General features: G+C 66.2%; 17 protein-coding genes. 3 read left to right on the top strand and 14 right to left on the bottom strand.

Annotated features, from left to right (window positions below):
• Positions 1–76: 76 nt before the first annotated feature.
• Genes AC13GA_RS14565 through AC13GA_RS14545 form a run of 5 tightly spaced genes read right to left on the bottom strand, consistent with a single transcriptional unit; the run spans position 77 to position 3,029 of the window.
• Positions 77–796: an energy transducer TonB gene (locus AC13GA_RS14565; protein WP_482998406.1), complete on the bottom strand. Its 720-nt coding sequence runs from the start codon at positions 794–796 to the stop codon at positions 77–79.
• Positions 793–1,218: a TonB system transport protein ExbD gene (exbD, locus tag AC13GA_RS14560; RefSeq protein ID WP_046983035.1), complete on the bottom strand. Its 426-nt coding sequence runs from the start codon at positions 1,216–1,218 to the stop codon at positions 793–795. Before exbD ends, AC13GA_RS14565 begins: the two co-directional genes overlap by 4 nt.
• A 9-nt stretch (positions 1,219–1,227) precedes the next feature.
• Positions 1,228–1,956, bottom strand: coding sequence for a tonB-system energizer ExbB (exbB, locus tag AC13GA_RS14555; protein WP_482998405.1), 729 nt, complete (start codon positions 1,954–1,956; stop codon positions 1,228–1,230).
• Positions 1,943–2,410, bottom strand: a complete 468-nt coding sequence (locus AC13GA_RS14550; RefSeq protein ID WP_482998404.1) for a YbaN family protein — start codon at positions 2,408–2,410, stop codon at positions 1,943–1,945. The genes exbB and AC13GA_RS14550 overlap by 14 nt, the downstream gene beginning before the upstream one ends.
• A gap of 31 nt (positions 2,411–2,441) precedes the next feature.
• On the bottom strand, positions 2,442–3,029 hold the full coding sequence (locus tag AC13GA_RS14545) for a biliverdin-producing heme oxygenase (protein WP_253078748.1): 588 nt from the start codon (positions 3,027–3,029) through the stop codon (positions 2,442–2,444).
• A gap of 108 nt (positions 3,030–3,137) precedes the next feature.
• Here AC13GA_RS14545 and AC13GA_RS14540 point away from each other — a divergent pair, with 108 nt between their 5' ends.
• Complete coding sequence (locus AC13GA_RS14540; protein WP_046983051.1) at positions 3,138–3,395, top strand: DUF2789 domain-containing protein; 258 nt, start codon at positions 3,138–3,140, stop codon at positions 3,393–3,395.
• A gap of 149 nt (positions 3,396–3,544) precedes the next feature.
• Here AC13GA_RS14540 and AC13GA_RS14535 read toward each other — a convergent pair whose 3' ends face one another.
• From AC13GA_RS14535 to AC13GA_RS14520, 4 genes are all read right to left on the bottom strand, one after another.
• Positions 3,545–6,466 (bottom strand): TonB-dependent receptor, encoded by a 2,922-nt coding sequence (locus AC13GA_RS14535; protein ID WP_482998403.1) that lies wholly within the window; start codon positions 6,464–6,466, stop codon positions 3,545–3,547.
• A 210-nt stretch (positions 6,467–6,676) separates the two neighbouring features.
• Entirely contained in the window at positions 6,677–7,615 is a 939-nt protein-coding gene (locus tag AC13GA_RS14530; protein WP_337302164.1) for a FecR family protein, read from the bottom strand.
• A 104-nt stretch (positions 7,616–7,719) separates the two neighbouring features.
• Positions 7,720–8,220, bottom strand: coding sequence for an RNA polymerase sigma factor (locus AC13GA_RS14525; protein WP_046983041.1), 501 nt, complete (start codon positions 8,218–8,220; stop codon positions 7,720–7,722).
• 72 nt (positions 8,221–8,292) lie between these two features.
• Positions 8,293–8,766, bottom strand: coding sequence for a hypothetical protein (locus AC13GA_RS14520; protein WP_482998402.1), 474 nt, complete (start codon positions 8,764–8,766; stop codon positions 8,293–8,295).
• 183 nt (positions 8,767–8,949) lie between these two features.
• Here AC13GA_RS14520 and ppa point away from each other — a divergent pair, with 183 nt between their 5' ends.
• Together ppa and AC13GA_RS14510 are read left to right on the top strand one after the other, a co-directional pair.
• Positions 8,950–9,486, top strand: coding sequence for an inorganic diphosphatase (ppa, locus tag AC13GA_RS14515; RefSeq protein WP_005410935.1), 537 nt, complete (start codon positions 8,950–8,952; stop codon positions 9,484–9,486).
• A gap of 151 nt (positions 9,487–9,637) precedes the next feature.
• The gene (locus AC13GA_RS14510; RefSeq protein WP_295376885.1) at positions 9,638–10,759 is read left to right on the top strand and encodes an HDOD domain-containing protein; all 1,122 of its coding nucleotides are present in this window, start codon (positions 9,638–9,640) and stop codon (positions 10,757–10,759) included.
• 60 nt (positions 10,760–10,819) lie between these two features.
• Here AC13GA_RS14510 and AC13GA_RS14505 read toward each other — a convergent pair whose 3' ends face one another.
• From AC13GA_RS14505 to AC13GA_RS14485, 5 genes are all read right to left on the bottom strand, one after another.
• Positions 10,820–11,029 carry a hypothetical protein gene (locus tag AC13GA_RS14505; protein WP_295376882.1) on the bottom strand — a complete coding sequence of 70 codons (210 nt, stop codon included), beginning with the start codon at positions 11,027–11,029 and terminating at the stop codon, positions 10,820–10,822.
• 175 nt (positions 11,030–11,204) lie between these two features.
• Complete coding sequence (locus AC13GA_RS14500; RefSeq protein ID WP_253078754.1) at positions 11,205–14,054, bottom strand: TonB-dependent receptor plug domain-containing protein; 2,850 nt, start codon at positions 14,052–14,054, stop codon at positions 11,205–11,207.
• Positions 14,055–14,103: 49 nt separating this feature from the next.
• Complete coding sequence (locus AC13GA_RS14495; RefSeq protein ID WP_046983046.1) at positions 14,104–15,003, bottom strand: helix-turn-helix transcriptional regulator; 900 nt, start codon at positions 15,001–15,003, stop codon at positions 14,104–14,106.
• Between the two features lie 115 nt (positions 15,004–15,118).
• Entirely contained in the window at positions 15,119–17,443 is a 2,325-nt protein-coding gene (locus AC13GA_RS14490; protein WP_046983047.1) for a winged helix-turn-helix domain-containing protein, read from the bottom strand.
• Positions 17,444–17,702: 259 nt separating this feature from the next.
• Complete coding sequence (locus tag AC13GA_RS14485; protein ID WP_136639586.1) at positions 17,703–18,374, bottom strand: ion channel; 672 nt, start codon at positions 18,372–18,374, stop codon at positions 17,703–17,705.
• Positions 18,375–18,478: the final 104 nt, after the last annotated feature.

Below are 18,478 nucleotides of genomic sequence, written 5' to 3'. Positions count from 1 at the left end.
TAGAGCCGAGCCCATGCTCGGCTCAACGGGCTCGCGGGATCGGAGAACAGCCGAGCATCGGATCGACTCTACAAGGTCACCGCCCGCGCAGGAAGAACGACACCGGCACCATCACTTCCACCGGGTCGCCGGCCACTTCGGCCGGCGGCACCGGCAACGGGCTGGCGCGCCGCACGGTGTCCAGCGTCTCCTGGTCGAGCAGTTCGAAGCCACTGCTGCGGCCCAGTTTCAGGCTGGAAACCGTGCCATCGCGGGCCACTGCGAAGCGCACATAGACCACGCCCTGCTGGCGCAGCCGCTCGGCCTGGCGCGGATAGCGCCGGTGCTTCTGCAGATGCCCTAGCAGGCGCCCTTCCCAGGTTGCCTCGGCGCGACTGCGTTCGCCGGCCGTGGTCTGCGGCGCGGCGTAGCGTGCGGCCGCGTCGGCCGCCACCTGCGGCGGTGCGCTGGTCTGCGCGACGTTGGCGTCAGCGCTGTCCGGCGACGGCGTCGGCTCCGGTGTACGCGCCGGTGGCAGGTCGCCCTGCGGCTGCACCGGCGCCTTCGGCAGCTCACGCAGGGCCGGTTTCGGCGCCTGCCGCTGCTGTTGCTGCTGCAGTGGCCCGGTGGCGACCTCGCGCGGCGGCACCGGCGGTGCCTGTGCCATCGGCGCCAGTTCCAGCATCAGCGCGGCAGGTGGGGCCGTCGCAGCCAGCACCGGTGCGCGCGCCGCCCACCAGCAGGCCGCGCCGATCAACAGCGCATGCACCAGCAGCACGATCGCCAGGCTGGTCGCCCAGCGCCGCAGTCCACTCATCGCGTGCCCTGCTCCAGGCCGACCAGCGCCACCTTCAGGTAACCCGCCGCACGCAATGCATCCAGCGTCGCCATCAGTTCGCCGTAGGGCACACGGGTATCGGCGCGCAGGAAGATGCGCTGCTCGGTGTCACTGTGAGTGGCCACCTGCAATGCAGCCGCCAGCCCGTCGCGCGCGACGGCCTGTTCGCCAACGCGCAGCGACAGATCAGCCTGCACGGTCACATACACCGGCGCCTGTTCCAGCGGCGTGGCACTGGCACTGCTGGCCGGCAGCTGCACCGGAACCGATACGGTGGCCAGCGGTGCAGCCACCATGAAAATGATCAGCAGCACCAGCATCACGTCGATGAAGGGCGTGACGTTGATCTCGTGCGCTTCTTCCGGCGCGTCGTCACGGTCGGACGCGGTCCTGATCGCCATCGTCGCGCCTCAGTGCAGGGCACGCAGCGGCGCCGCTGCGTTACGCGGAACGGCACGATCGAGGTCACGCGACACCAGCTGCTGCACCGCCGCCGACAGATCGCCGAGCAGGCCACGCAGGCCGGCCAGCACGCGGCTGAAATGGTTGTAGACCAGTACTGCGGGAATCGCTGCGACCAGGCCCAGCGCGGTCGCCAGCAAGGCCTCGGCAATACCGGGTGCAACCACCGCCAGGTTGGTGGTGTTGCTGTGCGCGATGCCGATGAAACTGTTCATGATGCCCCACACCGTGCCGAACAGGCCGACGAACGGCGCCACCGCGCCGATGCTGGCCAGCACGCCGATGCCGCGTCGCTGCATGCGCGCGGTCTCCAGTTCGATGCGGTCCAGGCGCGAGGCAATGCGTTCCTTGATGCCGTCGCGACTATCCAGTTCCTGCGACAGGCGCAATTCGGTGCGCGCTGCGTCCAGCATGGCGAATGCGGTGCCCTGTTGAACACTGGCGTCGGCGCTCTCGCCGGGCAGGCTCGGCGCCTGCAGCAACAGCGCGCGCGCCGCCCGCAGCTGCCGTGCCTGGCGGGCCAGCTCCCAGCCCTTGGCCAACAGGACGGTCCAGGTGGCCAGCGATGCCAGCGCGAGCGCGATCATCACTGTCTTCACCACCACGTCGGCGGCCAGATACATGCCCCAGGGCGTCAGTGCAGGGGCAGCCACGGGGGCCAGGTCAGCAGGCAGCATCGTCTCGTTTTCCATCAGCATCAGGGGTCGCTGCACGGCGGCGTGCCGTGCGCGGATCATTGGCGTCGTCCACTTCCACGACCGGATTGGGCTCCAGCCGCGGTGCCGGGCGGGTGAGCACGTAGCCGGCGCTGACCGCGAAGAACAGGCCCACGCCCAGCAGCAGCCGCCACGACGGGTGCGCGCCCCAGCAGAACAGGGCGAAGCCCACCGCCATGCCGGCGCTGGCAAACGCCTTGCCCTTGTGCGATACCGCGCCCTGCTCGCGCCACAGACGCAGCGACGGGCCATAACGCGGATGCGCCAGCAGGCGCTGCTCGAACTTCGGTGAACTGCGTGCGAAGCAGCCCACTGCCAGGATCAGGAAGATGGTGGTCGGCATCACCGGCAGCAGCGCGCCGATCACCCCGAGCCCGACCATCACCCAGCCCAGCGCGAACCAGAGCCAGCGCATCAGCCGTGCGCCTGCACGCAGAAGGTGTCCATCAGGCGAATTCCACTTCAACGTGGCCGTGCACGCTGCGGAAGGCGGCGTCCGCCGCATCGATCACCTGCTGCTCCTGCTCGGCGCTCAGCGGCACCGCATCCAGCGCAGCGGTGAACTCACGCCAGTGGCGCGCCGCGCCATCCGGGTGCGCGGCCAGGTGACGGGCGCCGAAGTCGCGGTCCAGACCGAGCTTGGCAGCCATCTTGTACAGCACGGTGCCGCCCAGGTTGGAGCCCTCGGCCACATACAGCCACCCCAATGCAGCGGGCAGCTCCAGATCGGACGGCAACGCGGCGATGTCGGCGCCCGGCAGGCTCTGCTCCAGGTCCTGCAGGTCGCGTGCTACCTGTGTAAGGCGGCGGCGCTCACCGAGGTCGGGCAGCAGTGCGTCCAGCGCAGGGTTGGCATACAGCGCATCGATGCTGCGGTGGAAGCGGTACTGCACGCGCAGGAAACGGGCAAAGTTGCCGCGGTCAGCGAAGATGTCGCCGGCCATGATGCGTTTGTCCAAAGCGCCGTGGCTGTCGCGGGTGGCGGCCTTGAGCCGCAGGCTGCGGCTGTCTTCAGGGGCGATGTGTGCGTTCATGGGGGAATGCCAAGGGGGTCGTCCTGCTGTAGACGTTCGCCACGGGGCTTTCCCCAAGCCCATGTGCACCGATAATGGGCCAGTCCCTTCTTCCACCCGGAACCGATGATGATCACCACCGAACCGCGCATGACCAACCTGTTCCTGCAGCTGGGCCTGGACGCCAGCGCCGAGGGCATCGCCCGCTTCATCCGCGAGCACCAGCTGGCCACCGATGTGGAGGTGGCCGAGGCGACCTACTGGAACGACGCCCAGCGCCAGTTCCTGTCCGAATCGCTGCAGGCCGACGCGGCGTGGAGCACCGTGGTGGATGAGTTGAACGAGTCGCTGCACGAAGATGCAGTGAAGGCTGCCACCGGGCTGTAAGCAGACGCCGGGCATGGCCCGGCGCTGGCGATTGCACGGCAGAAGCGGTGCGGACCAAGGTCCGCACCACCGAGGGCGGTCGGGGCCCGATGGGGGCAGAGCCCTTTCCGCAGGAAAGGGATCCGACCCCACCACTCATCCGCGACCGATCAGTACTTCCAGGTCAGCGCCAGCCTCGCGGTACGGCCCGGGGCCGGCATCACGCCCAGCGCCAGCGGATCCAGGTAGTAGCGGTCGGTGACGTTGTCCACGCCCGCTTCCACCGACAGCTGGTCGTTGAAGCTCCAGCTGGCGAACAGGTCGACCAGGGTAGTCGGCCGGTACAGCTGCTGGATCGCCGACAGGCCCACGTTCCAGTCCTTGTCCAGCTTGCTGATCGGGCCGGCGTTGTGGACCACGCGGGTACCGAAGGTCAGGCGTTCGTCGAACAGGCGCGAGCCCAGGGTCAGGTTGACCATGTAGCGCGGCGGGTTCTGGGTGTTGGTATACGAGCCCTCGAAGCCGCCGTCCACGCAGTTGGGCGTATTAGCCAGCTCATCGTTCTTGCGCTGCGCACCATAGGCACGGCGCTCGGCGGCGATGTCCGGTGCGCAGGTCTTGGCCTTGAAGTAGTAGTGCGCGGACAGATCAGCAAACACCTTGCCGCTGTCATAGCTGGACTGGAACTCCATGCCCGAGACCTTGAACTGATCGACGTTGCGGATCAGGCCGGCCGACAGCGTGCGGTAGTCGCGGGTGATCAGATCGTCGATGCGGGTATCGAAGTAGGCCAGCTTCAGTGCCAGGCGGTCGCCGGCAGTGAATAGATCGTAGCGGATGGTACTGGCACCGATTTCCCAGCTGCGCGCACGCTCCGGCTTCAGCTCGCCGACCGGCTTGGCGGCGGTGAACAGGCCCAGCGTGGTCTCGAACAGGCTCGGCAGCTTGGTGCCTTCGGCGTACTTCACGTAGACCATGGTGTCTTCGCTGAAGCGGTAGGCCACGCTGGCGGTCGGCGAGAACGCGGTGTCACGACGGCGGATCGGTTGCGACCAGGTCCAGCTGACCGGCACCTCCAGCTCCTGCGCCTTGCCGGCGTCGTAAAAGTTCCAGCCACCGATGTCGCCCACCGTACCCTTCTTGTACGGTGAAGCCAGCAGCGATGCCTGGGTGAAGTTGCCGTTGGCATCCGGATACCAGTTCAGCAGCGCGATGCGCTTGGCACGCCACGACGGCAGCGCCGGGTTGCCGTTGAGCAGTTCGGTGTAGCGGTACTGGCCCTGCACCTCATAGGCATCGGGCGTGGCCAAGCGGTTGCGGTCCTGCACGTCCACCCGGTTCCAGCGGCCGCCGGCCAGCAGTTCCCAATGCTCATCGGGCTGCCACTTCAGCGAGGCCACGGCACTGTATTCCTTGCGCTCGGCGTTGCGCAGGAAACGGTTGTTGATCAGATCGTCGTGCATGATCGGCCCCGAACTGCCCGGCGCGATGTCTTCGTCGCTGTAGGATAGGCCGTAGTCGAGGGTGAACGCACCGGCACGAGTGTCGAACTTCGAGGTATTGCTGGCATCCAGGCCGAAGCGCTTCTGTCGCAGCGGATTGCGGTAGGCATCCTTGTAGCCGGGGTCGCCACTGAAACTGGGCGCGTCGTACCACTCGGTACGGCGATCGAAGTACCACGGGGTGATGCCGGTGAGGCTGTTGTACATCACGCTGTCGGTGTCGGTGTAGGCGGCATTGACGCGCAGGTCGATCAGCTCGCTGTCCGGGTTGAAGCGGTAACGCAGGGTGTAGCTGTCCATGTCAACGTGGCCCGGATCCCACTGCGGGATGCGGTCGCGATCCACACGGATGATCTGCGACGCCATGATCTCGCCGGCGGTGCCTTCGTAGCGGCGATAGCCTGCTTCCAGCGTCTGTGCATCGTCGATGCGCCAGGTGCCCTTGAGCAGCGCCGACTTCGAGCGCGCCGAGGTATTGAAGACCTCGGTACGCGGCGGATTCAGCGGTGCCAGCGTGCGCCGGGTCTGCGGGAAATCGTCGTAGCCATGCTTGCCGGAGAAGTAGTTGCCGTTGTCGCGGTAGGCATAGGCGGCGACCAGATCGAAACGATCCCAATGACCAGCCGCGGCGACGTTGAAGAACTGGCTGCCGGTGGCACTGCGATCGCTGCGCGGCGCGGCACTGTAGGAAGGCAGGTTGTTGGCACTGGCGTTGGCCAGGCCACCACGCACGCGCACGCCGAAATCATGGCCTTCGCGCAGCACGTCGCCGATCTTCAGCGTTTCCATCTCGACCACGCCGCCGATGCCACCGGAGGCGTTGGCCTGCAGGCTCGGGCCCTTGGTGATGGTCAGGCTGGAGATCAGGTCCGGGTCGAGGTAGCTGCGCTGTGACTGGCCGGCATAGCCGCGATAGGTATCCATGCTGGACTGGCCGCCATCGATGATCACCGGCACGCGGCCCTGGCCCTGGATACCACGGATGTTGACGTCGAAACCGTTGCCCACGCGCGGATCACCGGCGGTGACGCCGGCCACGCCCTTGACGATGTCGCCGTTGGAGGTGCCGCGGAAGCGCTCCAGATGCGTGCGATTGAGCGTGGTGGTGGAGCCCACGCTGCGGTAGCTGTCGAGCAGCCGCGCCTCGTCGCTGGCCGCGCCACTGTCGACGCGGTCGCCGGCCACGCTCAGCGTGTCGGTGACGATCACGCCGCTGTCGGCCTGCGCTGGGGATGCCGCCTCCAGGGTGACTGCATCGGCGCCGACCCGGCGCACCGCCAGGCCACTGCCCTGCAGCAGGCGGGCCAGGGCCTCATCGGAAGACAGGTTGCCACTGACCGCGTGCGAGCTCACGCCCTGGGCCAGCGTAGCCGGATACACCACCTGCACGCCGGACTGGCGCATGTAGCTGCGCAGCGCTTCATCCAGCGGCTGCGCGGGAATGTCGAAACGCTGCATGGCCGCATGGCCGCTGGCGGCGTCCTGCGCCAATACGGACGATGGTGCGGCGCTGGCGAGGCCGGCAGCCAGCAACGCGATGCACAGGCGGGACGGGCGCAGCACGCGGCCCGGACGATGGGAGTCGAACATGGGGGAACCTGTCAGGTAATCGGAGCCGCAGGCGCGGCGTCATCCGCGGCAGGCGCGGACACGGCGACGTACGTGGCGGCGGCGGGTACGTTCGCGGAGTAAGACGGATAGGGTGGCGACAACCCCAAGAGGGATTTGCAGTTGAAGGTGTATCCCGGGTTGTCGCGGTGGGTGCCTACCGTTGGTCGGCACACGGGCAATGGCGAGGATCTACGGGTGGACGATGGCGATCCCGAGCGGCAGGCGGGTGACCTGCAGCCCCGCTGTTGCCGCCAGCGCGTCCAGCGCCTGTTCCGGGCGATCGATGCGCAGCGCCGCACTGACCGCCGGCAACCGCGACAGATCACCGCGTACGAAGGTCGGGCCGGCACGATAGCGCCCCACCCCTCGCACCGCGTCGGCGACGCTGGCCTGCTCCAGCAACAGCTCACCCTGCCGCCAGGCGCCGACACTGTCAGCGGCCACGTCATCGAGCCGCGTCACGCCACTGCGCTCGCCATAGACCGCACGCTGCCCCACCTGCAGGTAGGTCCAGCCACCGTCGGCCGGGCTGGCCACACGCACCCTGCCCTGCCCGACCTGGGTTTCCACCCGGTCATCGCCGCGCGCAACGGTGAACGCGGTGGAGATGTCCTCAACCACGCCATTGCCGGCGCGCACGCTGAAACGCCGCTGCGCGTCCGGACTGACCTCGAACCAGGCGCGGCCACGCAGCAGCTCGATCTGGCGCGCATTCGCATCGAAGCGCACGGCGATCGCGCTGTCGGCATCCAGCACCGCGCGACTGCCATCGGGCAGCTGCACGTTCTGTACGACATGCGTGCTTCGATGGTCGGCCTGCGCACGCAGCCAGGCTTCCGGCCACACCACCAGCATCGCCAGCGCAGCAGCGGCGGCCATCGCCCACCGCAGGCGCTGCGGCCGGCGCCGCACGATCGTCGCGGCCTGTGGCGGACGCGGCCCGGCACTGCGCCACAGCACACGCTCGTGCTCGAAGGCACGGCGATGCCCCGGCAGTGCCAGCCAGCACTCGAAGTCGCGCATGCGGGCATCACTGATGTCGCCCGACGCCAACCACGCGATCCAGCCCCGGGCCTGTTCGGCCAGGGCATCGTCGTTGGCGGCGGGCAGCGTGTTCGGCGGGCTCATCGGCTGGCAGAGAGGCGCATTCAAGCGCGGGCAGAGGAACTAGACCGCATGCACGGTCCAGTAATCAAGACGTTTCAGCGAAGGCCTGCCCCAAGCCGGGGCGATCATCGGCCGCTGCGCGCCCAGGCCAGGCGTTGCAGCGCGGAGCGCACGTGGTTTTCGACAGTGGTCACCGACACGCCGAGGCGGCGTGCGATCTCGGCCTGGGTCAGGCCCTGCAGGCGGTTGAGCCGGAAAATGGTGCGGGTCGGCTCCGGCAGGTGGCCTGCGGCATCCAGCACCCGCTGCAGTTCGTCCTGTGCCATCGCCTGCTCTTCGGTCGAGATCACCTCGTCCGGCCCCCACAGGTAATGGTCTGCGAGCAGGCGGTTGCGGCGGGTCGATTCGCGGCCGTGGTCAGTGGCCAGGTTGGCGGCCAGCCGGTACAGATAGGCCCGTGGGTTGTCTATGGCCTGGCTGTCGTCGACCCCACGCGCCTTGAACCACACCGCCTGGATCACGTCTTCGGCGCCGTTGTCGCCCCCCAGGATGCGCTGCACCCGGCGCAGCAGTGCCGGCCGCTCGCGGATCAGCAGTTCGGTGAGGGTGGCGGCATTGGAGGACATGCGCGAGGCCGGGAGGACAGACGGAAGGCGCCGCGCATGCTACTCCGCAAATACGAATCAGTCACGTTCTCATCAGTGAATGCACTCGGTCAATCCGTCGTAGGCGCTTTGCGACGTGCCTGGCAGCGGATCGTGCAGCGGATTGCGAGCCGTCAGGGCGGCATGGAAGGCCTCCACCGCCGTGCCCGGCATGAGCGGCAGCCGGCACAGCCAGGTCGGCTGCCGGGCCACGATCGCACCGTCATTCCGCGATACGGCCAGGTCACTGGCGGCAAATGCCCAGAGGCACTCGTGCACCGTGCCACGCACCGCATCGACCGAGCAGCGCAGGCGCAGGGCACGGATGTCGCTGTACTCGCCCTCGCAGAAGGTGTCGCCACAGATGGCGTCGAAACCATGCTGCAACCGGCCTTCCAGGGCGAAGAAGCGGTCCCAGTTGGCCTCCTGGTGCGGGTAGTCGATCAGATCGACATAGGGAAACGCCTGTACCGGCGACACCATCAGCAGCGCGCAGGTCAGGCCGATCGACAGGGCAGATGCGTTCATGCGGGAGCTCCTTGGGATGAGGGTTCCAGCCTGCACCCGGCGTCCCGACGTCCCCATCGGGCAACCCCACCAGCACGTGTGGGCGCCCGCCGTGCCGTACTGTCGGCACCCTCCCCTGCACAGCGCCCGGCAAAGGCATAAAATGGGGGGCTATCCGTCTATATCCCCACCTGGAGCACGACCATGGGTCTGGAACTCGTCTCGCCCGGCAAGAACCCGCCGGAAGAAATCAACGTCATCATCGAGATCCCGAAGGACTCGGAGCCGGTGAAGTACGAAGTGGACAAGGAAACCGGCGCGATCTTCGTCGACCGCATCCTGTCCACCCCGATGCGCTACCCCTGCAACTACGGCTACGTGCCGAGCACCCTGTGCGGCGATGGCGATCCGGCCGACGTGCTGGTGGTGCTGCCGCTGCCGCTGGTGCCGGGCTCGGTGGTGCGCTGCCGTCCGGTCGGCGTGCTGAAGATGAGCGATGAGGCAGGCAGCGACGAGAAGATCCTGGCTGTGCCGGTCTCGAAGATCTTCAGCGGCTACGCCCACGTGGAAGACATCGCCCAGGTGTCCAGCCACTGGCTGGAGCGCATCGGCCACTTCTTCGAGCACTACAAGGACCTGGAGAAGGGCAAGTGGGTCAAGCTGGACGGTTGGGGCGGCGCCGCTGAGGCCAAGCAGATCCTGATCGAGGCGCACCAGCGCCATCTCGACAGCAAGGCCTGAGCCTGAACCGGATCGCTCCGGCGCAGGCCGTCGGAGCGATGCGGGTCACGTTTCATGACTGCGGCACATCACACGTGCCGCCGTATTAGGTAAATTGCGTCACTTCACACGTCGTCGACATCCATCGTCGAGACAGCCAGGGGAATGTGTCGTGCGTATTCTGCTTGTTGGGGATGCAGCCAGCCTGCCGGCCGAGCTGACCGAATTCATTGCCGATCTTGGGGAAGACTGGCAGCCGCTGACCGCCACCGATGGCCAGACCGCGATGACCGCGGTGGCTACGCAGGGCGTGGATGCGGTGATTGTCTGTCCGCAGTTGCCGGACCTCAATGCAACCACGCTGCTCGGCCAGATCCGGACGCTGCGCCCGGAAACCATCCGTATCGCACTGGTGGATGCCCAGCATGGCAACCGTCCGCCGCCGGCGCGCCTGATCGGTGTCGCCCACCGCTTCCTGCCACTGCCGCTGGCGCCGGAAGTGCTGCTGGAGGCACTGACCAGCCTGGAAGAGCTGCGCGAGGTACTGGACAGCCCCCGTCTGCGCGGTGCCATCGGCCGCATCGAGAAGCTGCCGTCGCCGCCGCACCTGTACCTGAGCCTGACCCAGGCGCTGGAACACGACGACGATGCCGACAGCGCCGACGTGGCCAAGCTGGTTGCCGCCGATCCCGCGATTGCCGCCAAGGTGCTGCAGCTTTCGAACTCGGCGTTCTTCAGCCAGGGCCGCACCATTGCCGACCTGCGCACGGCGGTGACACGCCTCGGCCTGTCGACGCTGCGCGACCTGGTACTGGCCAGCGAAGTGTTCTCGGCACCGACGTTGTCCACGGCCGAACGCAACTCGCTGCAGCAACGTGCCCTGCTCGCATCGCGGCTTGCCGCACGCCTGCTGCCCGAATCCAGTGCCGAACTGGGCGCAACCGCCGCGCTGCTGGCCGATATCGGCCTGCTGCTGCCGGGTGTACGCAACGAGCGCACCGAGCCGTCGCTGGCTGGCGACGCGCGCCCAGGCCACGCCGAAGCCGGCGCCTACCTGCTGGGCCTGTGGGGACTGCCGATGCCGATCATCGAAGCGGTGGCGTTCCATCTGCAGCCACAGCGTGCCAGCACCCGCAGCTTCTGGGTGACCGGCGCGGTGCATGTGGCGCTGGCACTGGTCAATGGCGACCCGGTGGACGAGGACTACCTGCAGCGCGCGGGCGTACTCAACAAGCTGCCGCAGTGGCGCGAGCATGCCAATGCGTTGATGGGACTGGTACCCGGCGAGGCCTGAGCTCGTCCCTGCGTCGCAGGGAAACTCAAGGGGCGCGCCTGACGACGCGCCCTTTTTTCATCAGCGCTGTGGACAGGCGTCAAGCACGCACTGGCGCCATTGGTGCTCGCACATGGCAGCCGAGTTCCCTTCGGCGATGCACTGCAACCGGATCTGTTCGCAGTAAACACCGCCACGACAGACGATGATGTTTGCAGCGAAGGCTGTACTTGCCAGGGTTGCGTAGATGAGAACGGCTGCCGACACCTTGTGCAAGAGCGTTGTCTTCATTTCCATCTCCAATGTCCGGTAGTGGACAGACAGACTGTGCTGATTGCGTCAATACAAGACGGTGATTGCGCTCACCGTCTGGGTAGATTCAGATTTTCCCTACCCCACATTCGGAAATGAAGAAGGGCGGACCTTGCGATCCGCCCTCCTGTTACTGCTGTCGCACTTCGAACTATCAGAAGCGCTGGGTGTACTTCATGTACAGGAAGCGACCCACGTCGAAGCCACCGTAGTAGGCGAACGCCGAGTTCGGAGCCGAGTACTGCAGCGCACCCTTGTGGTCGAACACATTGTTCGCGCCCAGGGCGATGGTCGCATCCCACGGCGCCTTCCAGCTGACCTGCAGGTCGTGGAAGGTGTTGGAACCGGTGTGACGCAGCGGATCGCTCTCGCCGTTGGCCATGTGGTTCGGAGCATCGCACCAGCCATCAGCCAGGGAGATGCAGCTTTCCTTCATGCCAGAGTAGTAGCGAGCGGTGTAGTTCACGCCGAAGTCGCCGTACTGCCAGTTGACACCCAGGTTCGAACGGACGCGGAACAGGCCCGGCTCGCCAACGCGGCCGATCATGATGTTGTTACCGTCGCTGTTCTGGCCCTGCTCGTCGTACTTGGCGGTGTAGCTGGTGGTCCAGTCGATGGCGAACTGGCCGATCGCCAGTTCCGGCAGGCGGTACTTGATGCCCAGGTCGTAACCTTCGGTCTTCATCTTGCCGAGGTTGGCGGTGCCATAGGTGACGCCGCTCACATGCCCATCAGCTGCACGGGTCACGTTGCCGCAACGGGCAGAGTTGCCCAGCACATAGCAGTCACGCAGGATGCGGTCGACGCTGTCAGCGATGATCATGTCGCTGATTTCGTACTTGTACCAATCCAGCGACAGGTCCAGGCCCTGCACCCAACGCGGGCTCCACACCACGCCGAAGGTGGTGCTCTTGGAGGTTTCCGGCTTCAGGTTCGGGTTGGCACCCGAGATGAACTGGTCACCCGACTGGCACGGCAGAGTCGAACATTCCTTGCCACCCTGGCCAAGCTGCACGTAGTTCGCCGGCACGCCCGCGCCGGAGCACGCAGCATTTCCTGCAACGCTACCCGGTGCCTTGACGCCGCACGGATCGATGTACGACTCGAAGCTCGAGCTCAGGCCACCGTACAGGTCATTGATGGTCGGAGCACGGAAGCCCTGGGCGTAGGTGCCGCGAACCAGCAGTTCATCCAGCGGACGCCAGGTCAGGCCGAACTTGCTGTTGGTGGTGCCACCGAAGTTGCTGTAGTCCGAGTAGCGGCTGGCCACGTTCAGGGTCAGCTCTTTGGCAAAGGCCATGTCGGCCAGCAGCGGCACGTTCAGTTCGAGGTAGACCTCGTTCAGATCGTACTGGCCGCGGGTCGGCTTCTGGCCCAGGCCGGTGGACTGGCCCGACTGTGCGAAGGCGTCCGGCACGTAGCTGCCTTCTTCCTTGCGGTGCTCGACACCCAGGGCGAAGCCCAGGTCACCGGCCGGCAGGGTCACGATGGAACCCGACAGGTTGGCGCTGAAGCTGGTGGTCTTGGTCACGCCACGGGTGGTGAAGGTCGGGAACAGGAAGTCCTGCAGCTCCTGGTTCGCCAGCGAACCCTGACCATCAACGCCGTACGGCAGCAGCGGGTTCCACGGGCGGCAGTCACCCAGGATCGGGGCGGCAGCGGTGCCGCAGCGAGCGACGCCGCTGGCATCGATGAACGACGGGCCCAGCGCCTGACGCGAGCCGATCAGGCTCATGTCACCGCGATTGCTCTTGATCGACTCGTTGCGGTTCCACAGCGCGCCGACATCCCAATCAAAGGTCTTGCCGCCGAGCTCGAAGAAGCCGGTGATGGTCGGTGCGAAGCGCAGGGTCTTCAGCTGGCTGTCAGTGGTACGCGGCACTTCCCACAGGCGGCGACGGAAGCTGACGTCCTGGCCCAGCGGATTGAAAGCGCTTGCACCCGAGAGCGGGGTGTTGATGGACTTCGAAGAGGACTGGTACGGATAACCGGCGATCTGCTGGAACGTCTGACGCTCGTTGTAGAGCACGTCGGTGTTCAGGCTGATCGAATCGGTGAAGTCGTAGGTGCCGTTGATGTAGACCGACTTGCGCTTCACACCGGTCAGCAGGGTCATCTGCTCGTTCGAGTTTGCAAACTCGTCTTCGGTGATCGCGTGGTAGTCGTTCGGGTTCTTCGGATTGCCACCCGGGTTCAGGGTCTGCCACACCGCGCTCGCCTTGGAGCAGTCGTACAGGCGCGGATTGCACCAGCTGCTGTTCTGGCTGATCGGGCTCCAGTCAGCGGAGGTCGAGTTCGGACCCAGCGCACCGTCGCGGCTGTACCAACGGTCCTTGGCCCACACCGGATCCTGCTTGGAGTACTCGGCCGACAAGGTCAGGCTGCCGCGCTCGCCACGGGCACCCAAGGTCATCGAATAGGTTTCGGTGTCGCCGTCACCCTTGCCGTACTGACCGACGTAGACGTTGGCTTCGCCGCCGTCGAAGTTCTTGCGGGTGATCACGTTGACCACGCCGGCGATGGCGTCGGAACCGTAGATCGAAGAGGCACCATCCTTCAGGATCTCGATGCGCTCGATGGCCGACATCGGGATCTGGCTCAGGTCCTGCAGGCCCGAGGTGGAGGCGCCCAGGCGCTTGCCGTTCATCAGCACGAGGGTGCGCTCGGCGCCCAGGTTGCGGATGTCGACGTAGTAGCCGCCCACGTTCTCGCCGGAAGCCAGCGATTCCGAACGCGAGATGGCCGGGGAGCCAGCCGAGGTCAGGTTGTTCAGCACGTCAGCGACGCTCGAGAAGCCCTGCTTTTCCAGGGACTCACGGGTCATCGTCAGGATCGGCTGCTGGGTTTCAACGGCAGCGCCGCGGATACGCGAGCCGGTGACCGAAATGCGGTCCAGGTCGGTGGTGCCCTTTGCTTCCTGAGCCGAAGCAAAGGCCGGCGCCAGCGCCAGCGCGATGCCGGCCGGCAGCAAGCCGAACCGCACTGCGGGATTACGAACGTTCATCAATCTCTCCAAGGTACGTGTTAGCAGCGTGTTAAAACACCCCAGCACGTTACGATTGCGTTGCAGCGCTGTATTTGCGCGAACCAACCGGAGACTTTGCAGAATGTGGCGGGAGCAAGCCGCCGTTCTCCCTGAAGCGCGAAGCCGACTGGCCGTAGCGGGCGCGGAACGCACGCGCGAAGCTGCAGCAGTTGTCGAAACCACTGGCCGCAGCGACCTCACCGACCATCATGTCGGTGTCGCGCAGCAGATCGGCGGCCCGCTCCAGGCGCAGCCGCGCCGACAGCGACTGCGGGCTTTCCTCGTACAGGCTCTGGAAGGTCTTGGACAGGTACCAGCTGGAGAAATTGGTCAGCTCGGCCAGCTCGCCGATGCGCACCACCCGGTGGCTGTTGCCTTCCAGGTACAGGCGGGCGCGCTGCATGCGGCCGAACACCTGGCGCTTGCGGCTGCGCGAGCGGCCCGGGCAGCGCTGCACGTTGTCGGCCAGTCCGCGCTGCAGGCCCGCCAGGTGCAGCAGCAGCGGGCGCAGCGCCTGGGCCGGCTGGCCGCTGGCCAGCGCATCGCGCCACAGCCGCAGGGCAACACGGGCGTCGCCGCGGTTCATCCGGCCACGACCGGCATACAGTCCGCAGTCGGCCATCTCGGTCAGCACGCGAAGGGCTTCGACGGTCAGGTTCAGGCCAATGCACAACCCGTTGCGACCTGCCTGCACCAGTGGACGCGATTCCTTCTCGAAGGCGATCCACTCGCCCTGGCGCAGGCGGAAACGCCCTTCCTTGGCTTCCACCCAGGAACTGCCACGTACCTGCATCCAGACAGTGAAGCTGCTGCCAGCGGTCTGCAGGCTGCCCAGCCGTGCCACACCGAGGCAGGTCGGGGCGACATCGTCGAGCGAGCGATCCAGGGAGACGGTTTGGCCGCGATCGGCCAGCGAGAGTTGACGCATGGGGGCACCACGGATTTGCCTAGTACAGGACTCCGTTTTGCCAAATCAGGCGGCACCGCGTCAGGAAAGTCCGACGAGATCGCCACGAATTCGCGGCGAGGTCCCGACGAAAAAATTACGAAGGCCCATTTCCCTTGAACAACAGCAACTTGGAGAAAGCCGGGAACAGCGCGGGCGGGCGTTCAGGCAACCGCATCACACCGATGTCGGCACCATCGCTGACCGCCATCGCCACGAACAGGTCACGTCCATCGGTACTGGCGCTGAGCCCGTTGCCGGCACTGAGCCGTTCTGCGTCCAGGCAGCGCTCCGGTTCCTCGCGACCGACCTGGATCCGCACCAGAGTCGTGCCACAGCTGGTCGATGTGCCCAGGTAACCGATGCTGCTGTTGCCGGCCACGGTCCAGGCCCGGTATCGCCAACGGCTGGGCCGGTCATCACTGATCTGCTGCACGCTGGCTGGCGACAGCGCCGCGTCCACCGACCACAGCCCGCCAGCGGCCAACCGCGTGAACAACACCCGGCCACTGTTGCGGTCGAATCGCGCCTGCGAAACACCATCGATGCTGGCCAGCAGGCGCCATGGCTGCACACTGCGATCGAACAGGCTCAGCCGGGTGCGCTGGTCGGTATCGCGCTCGACCACCAGCAGTTGTTCCGGCGTGGCTCCATACAAGGCCTGCAGGGGCTGCTCGGCCGGGACCGGCAAAGGGTGCAGGCGTTCATCACGCGGGGCGATTTCATAGACCACGGTCCGTCCATGCTGGTCGCGGCCGACCACCAGCAACTGCCGACTGTCGGCCGACCAGTCCGGCGCCTGCCGCGCTTCCGGCCGCAGCCCTTCAATGGGTCGCAGCGAATCAGGGCGCTGCATGTCCGCCCACCACAGCGCGAAGCTGCCGGAGCGATCGGAGGTGAAAACCAGCTGCCGCCCATCCGGCGCGGCCATCGGCTGCCCATCGCGGCCACTGGAAGCAAACAGGCGCTCAGGCGCGCCATTGCCCTGCATCGGCACCTTGAACACGCCGAACTGAGCGCGCCGGTGAACGAAGGCCAGCATGCCACCGCGGCGCGACACTGCCGGCCACTGTGCATCATCCAGACCGGCATCACGCAGCGTATGTCGCTCGACATCCAGGTAGTAAAGCCGCGCTTCGCTGTCGACGCGGCGACCAAACACGATGGTGCGGCCATCGTCCAGCCAGGCCCAGCCACGCAGCTCGGCCGCTTCGTTGGTCAATTGTTCGGGCACACCACCACTGGCCGGCATGCGCCACAGATCACCCAACTGCGGATTGCGCACGAACACCAGCCACTGTCCGTCGGGCGAATAGCGCGGTGCGTAGTCAAAGTCATCCTGGTCGACGCTGTATTCCAGCGCGCGCCACTGGCCGCTGGCCAGATCCAGCACTCGGATGCCGCGATGTGCGTAGCGCCCGACCATACTGCCAAACACCAACCCGCGGCCATCGGGGGTCCAGTCGAAACTGAGCAGCTCGGTGCCATCGCAACGCGTGGCCTGGCGCACTGCACCGCCGGTGGCGCTGGCGACCAGCACCTGGCAGCCACCATCGGCAGAAAAGCGCGCGAAGGCGATCTCGCGCCCATCCGGCGACCAGTTCGGGAAACGATCGACCGCGCCGGCCGGTGGCACCAGGAGCTGCCGTGCCGGTGCGTTGCCGGAGGTCTGCACCTTGATCGCGCCACCGCCAGTGCCATCTTCGTTGGCGCCTTCATAGGCCACCAGCGAGCCATCAGGTGAGAGCGTGGGATAGGTTTCAAAGCCGCTGGTCGCAGTGATCAGCCGATAGGGTCGTTCTGGACTGCCAATCACTCGCGTGCCGTTCTCCACGGCGGCGTCCACCGCCGAACTGCTGGCCGGTGCCCGGCGAAGCAGCAGCGCGGTCAATACCAGCAACGCAACCAGCATCACCACACCCACTAGCAGCAGCACGCGACGACGGACATGACGCCAACGGCGACGTTTCTCCTGCACATGCGCAGGCACCACGGCAATCGCCGCAGTGGCTGGCTGCACTTCCACGGGCTCGTCATCGGGCATCAGCGATGAGACCGGCTCGACATCGTCCAGCACCTGCACGGGCACCAGCAGGCGATAGCCGGTCTTGGCGATGGTCTCGATATAGGCCTGACCATTGTCGTCGTCGTTGCTGAAGGCCTTGCGCAGCTGCGTGACGGCCTGGGTCAGCACATCGTTGGTCGGCAGCGTGTCCGGCCACACTTCGGCAAACAGTTCATCGCGGGTGACGACACGACCCGGCTGCCGCAGCAACGCGCGCAGCACGCCCAACGCCTTCGGCGTCAGCCGGCGCGGGCGACGCGCACCGACGACCTCGACTTCGCGCGAGGACAGAGTGACGGTGCACTCTCCTATCCGGATCCGATCGAATCCGGGGGGCTGGAATTCGCTGCTGTTCATTTTCCGCTACACAGTGGAGACAGGTCCCGGGCAGTGTTCGCCTTCGATACCGTCCCGTCCTGGGAACAGCGAAAAGCCAGACTCCGCACAAAGCATCGGCGCATACCGCAAAAACAATGAAGCGCGCGAATACTAGCCTATGCCGGTTACCTCGCCTATCGCGTGGTCGACATCAGGCTCTCTCTCGCCGACGCATTCACATAATTCGCAACACCATTCGCGCCCTTTTGGGCGCGAAATTTTTATCTGGCGTTCATTTTCAAACGCGCCTCAGCATGGTCAATCCGACCAGTCGCGAAACCACCAAAGCCACGTACATCACGCCGGAAAACTGCTCCAGCATGACCAATGCGCGTGCCTGTGGATGCAGCGGCACGACGTCGCTCAAGCCCACCCCTGACAGCAAGCTGAAGCTCAGATAAAGCAACTCCATCCAAGTGCGCTGCGCACCCCCGCCCGTGCCCTGGAAACTGCCCGGATACCACTGCTGGCACACAGAAAAAGCAAAGGCGAATGCCCAGGCCAGCAACGTGAACGTTGCACCGGCTGCGAACAGTTCATCGCGTGTGACCTTATGGTCCTGGAGCATGTAGGCGATCAACGCACCGGCCGTGTAGAAGTACAGCAGGCTCTCCAGCAACTGTGCGGTGGTCAGCAGGGCGCTACGGTCCAGCAGCGCGCCAGCCAGCGAGAACACCACTGCAGGGATCGCCAACAGCAGCGCCAACCAGGTGCCCAGCGGACTGCGCTGCACCACCCACAACGCCAGGCCGAGCACCGCCATGCCGAACATGCCCAGTGCCGCACGGCCACTGGCGGTGTCATCCAGCGCCGGATACAACAGCACCGCCAGCAGTTGTGCGCCCAGCAGCCAGGCGGACGGAATGCGGCGGGCGATGGCCAGCCAGCGGGTAGTCAAGGCAACAGGCATGGCGTCCCTTCCCCGGGGTGATGGGCGGAGGATAACCGGGACGGATGTGAGGCTCCGGTAGCGCCGGACCATGCCCGGCGGCTTTCCTGGACCACCGCGTCGCC

The organism is Stenotrophomonas sp. 22DLJC03 (assembly GCF_056861405.1).
Note: the sequence above shows the minus strand (reverse complement) of the source record. Positions and strands in the feature narration are given on the sequence as shown.

What these genes read in the sequence shown, in the direction of transcription:
- AC13GA_RS14565 (WP_482998406.1), bottom strand. Translation starts at nt 796, where the DNA reads ATGAGTGGACTGCGGCGCTGGGCGACCAGCCTGGCGATCGTGCTGCTG.
- exbD (WP_046983035.1), bottom strand. Translation starts at nt 1,218, where the DNA reads ATGGCGATCAGGACCGCGTCCGACCGTGACGACGCGCCGGAAGAAGCG.
- exbB (WP_482998405.1), bottom strand. Translation starts at nt 1,956, where the DNA reads ATGCTGCCTGCTGACCTGGCCCCCGTGGCTGCCCCTGCACTGACGCCC.
- AC13GA_RS14550 (WP_482998404.1), bottom strand. Translation starts at nt 2,410, where the DNA reads ATGCGCTGGCTCTGGTTCGCGCTGGGCTGGGTGATGGTCGGGCTCGGG.
- AC13GA_RS14545 (WP_253078748.1), bottom strand. Translation starts at nt 3,029, where the DNA reads ATGAACGCACACATCGCCCCTGAAGACAGCCGCAGCCTGCGGCTCAAG.
- AC13GA_RS14540 (WP_046983051.1), top strand. Translation starts at nt 3,138, where the DNA reads ATGATCACCACCGAACCGCGCATGACCAACCTGTTCCTGCAGCTGGGC.
- AC13GA_RS14535 (WP_482998403.1), bottom strand. Translation starts at nt 6,466, where the DNA reads ATGTTCGACTCCCATCGTCCGGGCCGCGTGCTGCGCCCGTCCCGCCTG.
- AC13GA_RS14530 (WP_337302164.1), bottom strand. Translation starts at nt 7,615, where the DNA reads ATGAGCCCGCCGAACACGCTGCCCGCCGCCAACGACGATGCCCTGGCC.
- AC13GA_RS14525 (WP_046983041.1), bottom strand. Translation starts at nt 8,220, where the DNA reads ATGTCCTCCAATGCCGCCACCCTCACCGAACTGCTGATCCGCGAGCGG.
- AC13GA_RS14520 (WP_482998402.1), bottom strand. Translation starts at nt 8,766, where the DNA reads ATGAACGCATCTGCCCTGTCGATCGGCCTGACCTGCGCGCTGCTGATG.
- ppa (WP_005410935.1), top strand. Translation starts at nt 8,950, where the DNA reads ATGGGTCTGGAACTCGTCTCGCCCGGCAAGAACCCGCCGGAAGAAATC.
- AC13GA_RS14505 (WP_295376882.1), bottom strand. Translation starts at nt 11,029, where the DNA reads ATGAAGACAACGCTCTTGCACAAGGTGTCGGCAGCCGTTCTCATCTAC.
- AC13GA_RS14500 (WP_253078754.1), bottom strand. Translation starts at nt 14,054, where the DNA reads ATGAACGTTCGTAATCCCGCAGTGCGGTTCGGCTTGCTGCCGGCCGGC.
- AC13GA_RS14495 (WP_046983046.1), bottom strand. Translation starts at nt 15,003, where the DNA reads ATGCGTCAACTCTCGCTGGCCGATCGCGGCCAAACCGTCTCCCTGGAT.
- AC13GA_RS14490 (WP_046983047.1), bottom strand. Translation starts at nt 17,443, where the DNA reads ATGAACAGCAGCGAATTCCAGCCCCCCGGATTCGATCGGATCCGGATA.
- AC13GA_RS14485 (WP_136639586.1), bottom strand. Translation starts at nt 18,374, where the DNA reads ATGCCTGTTGCCTTGACTACCCGCTGGCTGGCCATCGCCCGCCGCATT.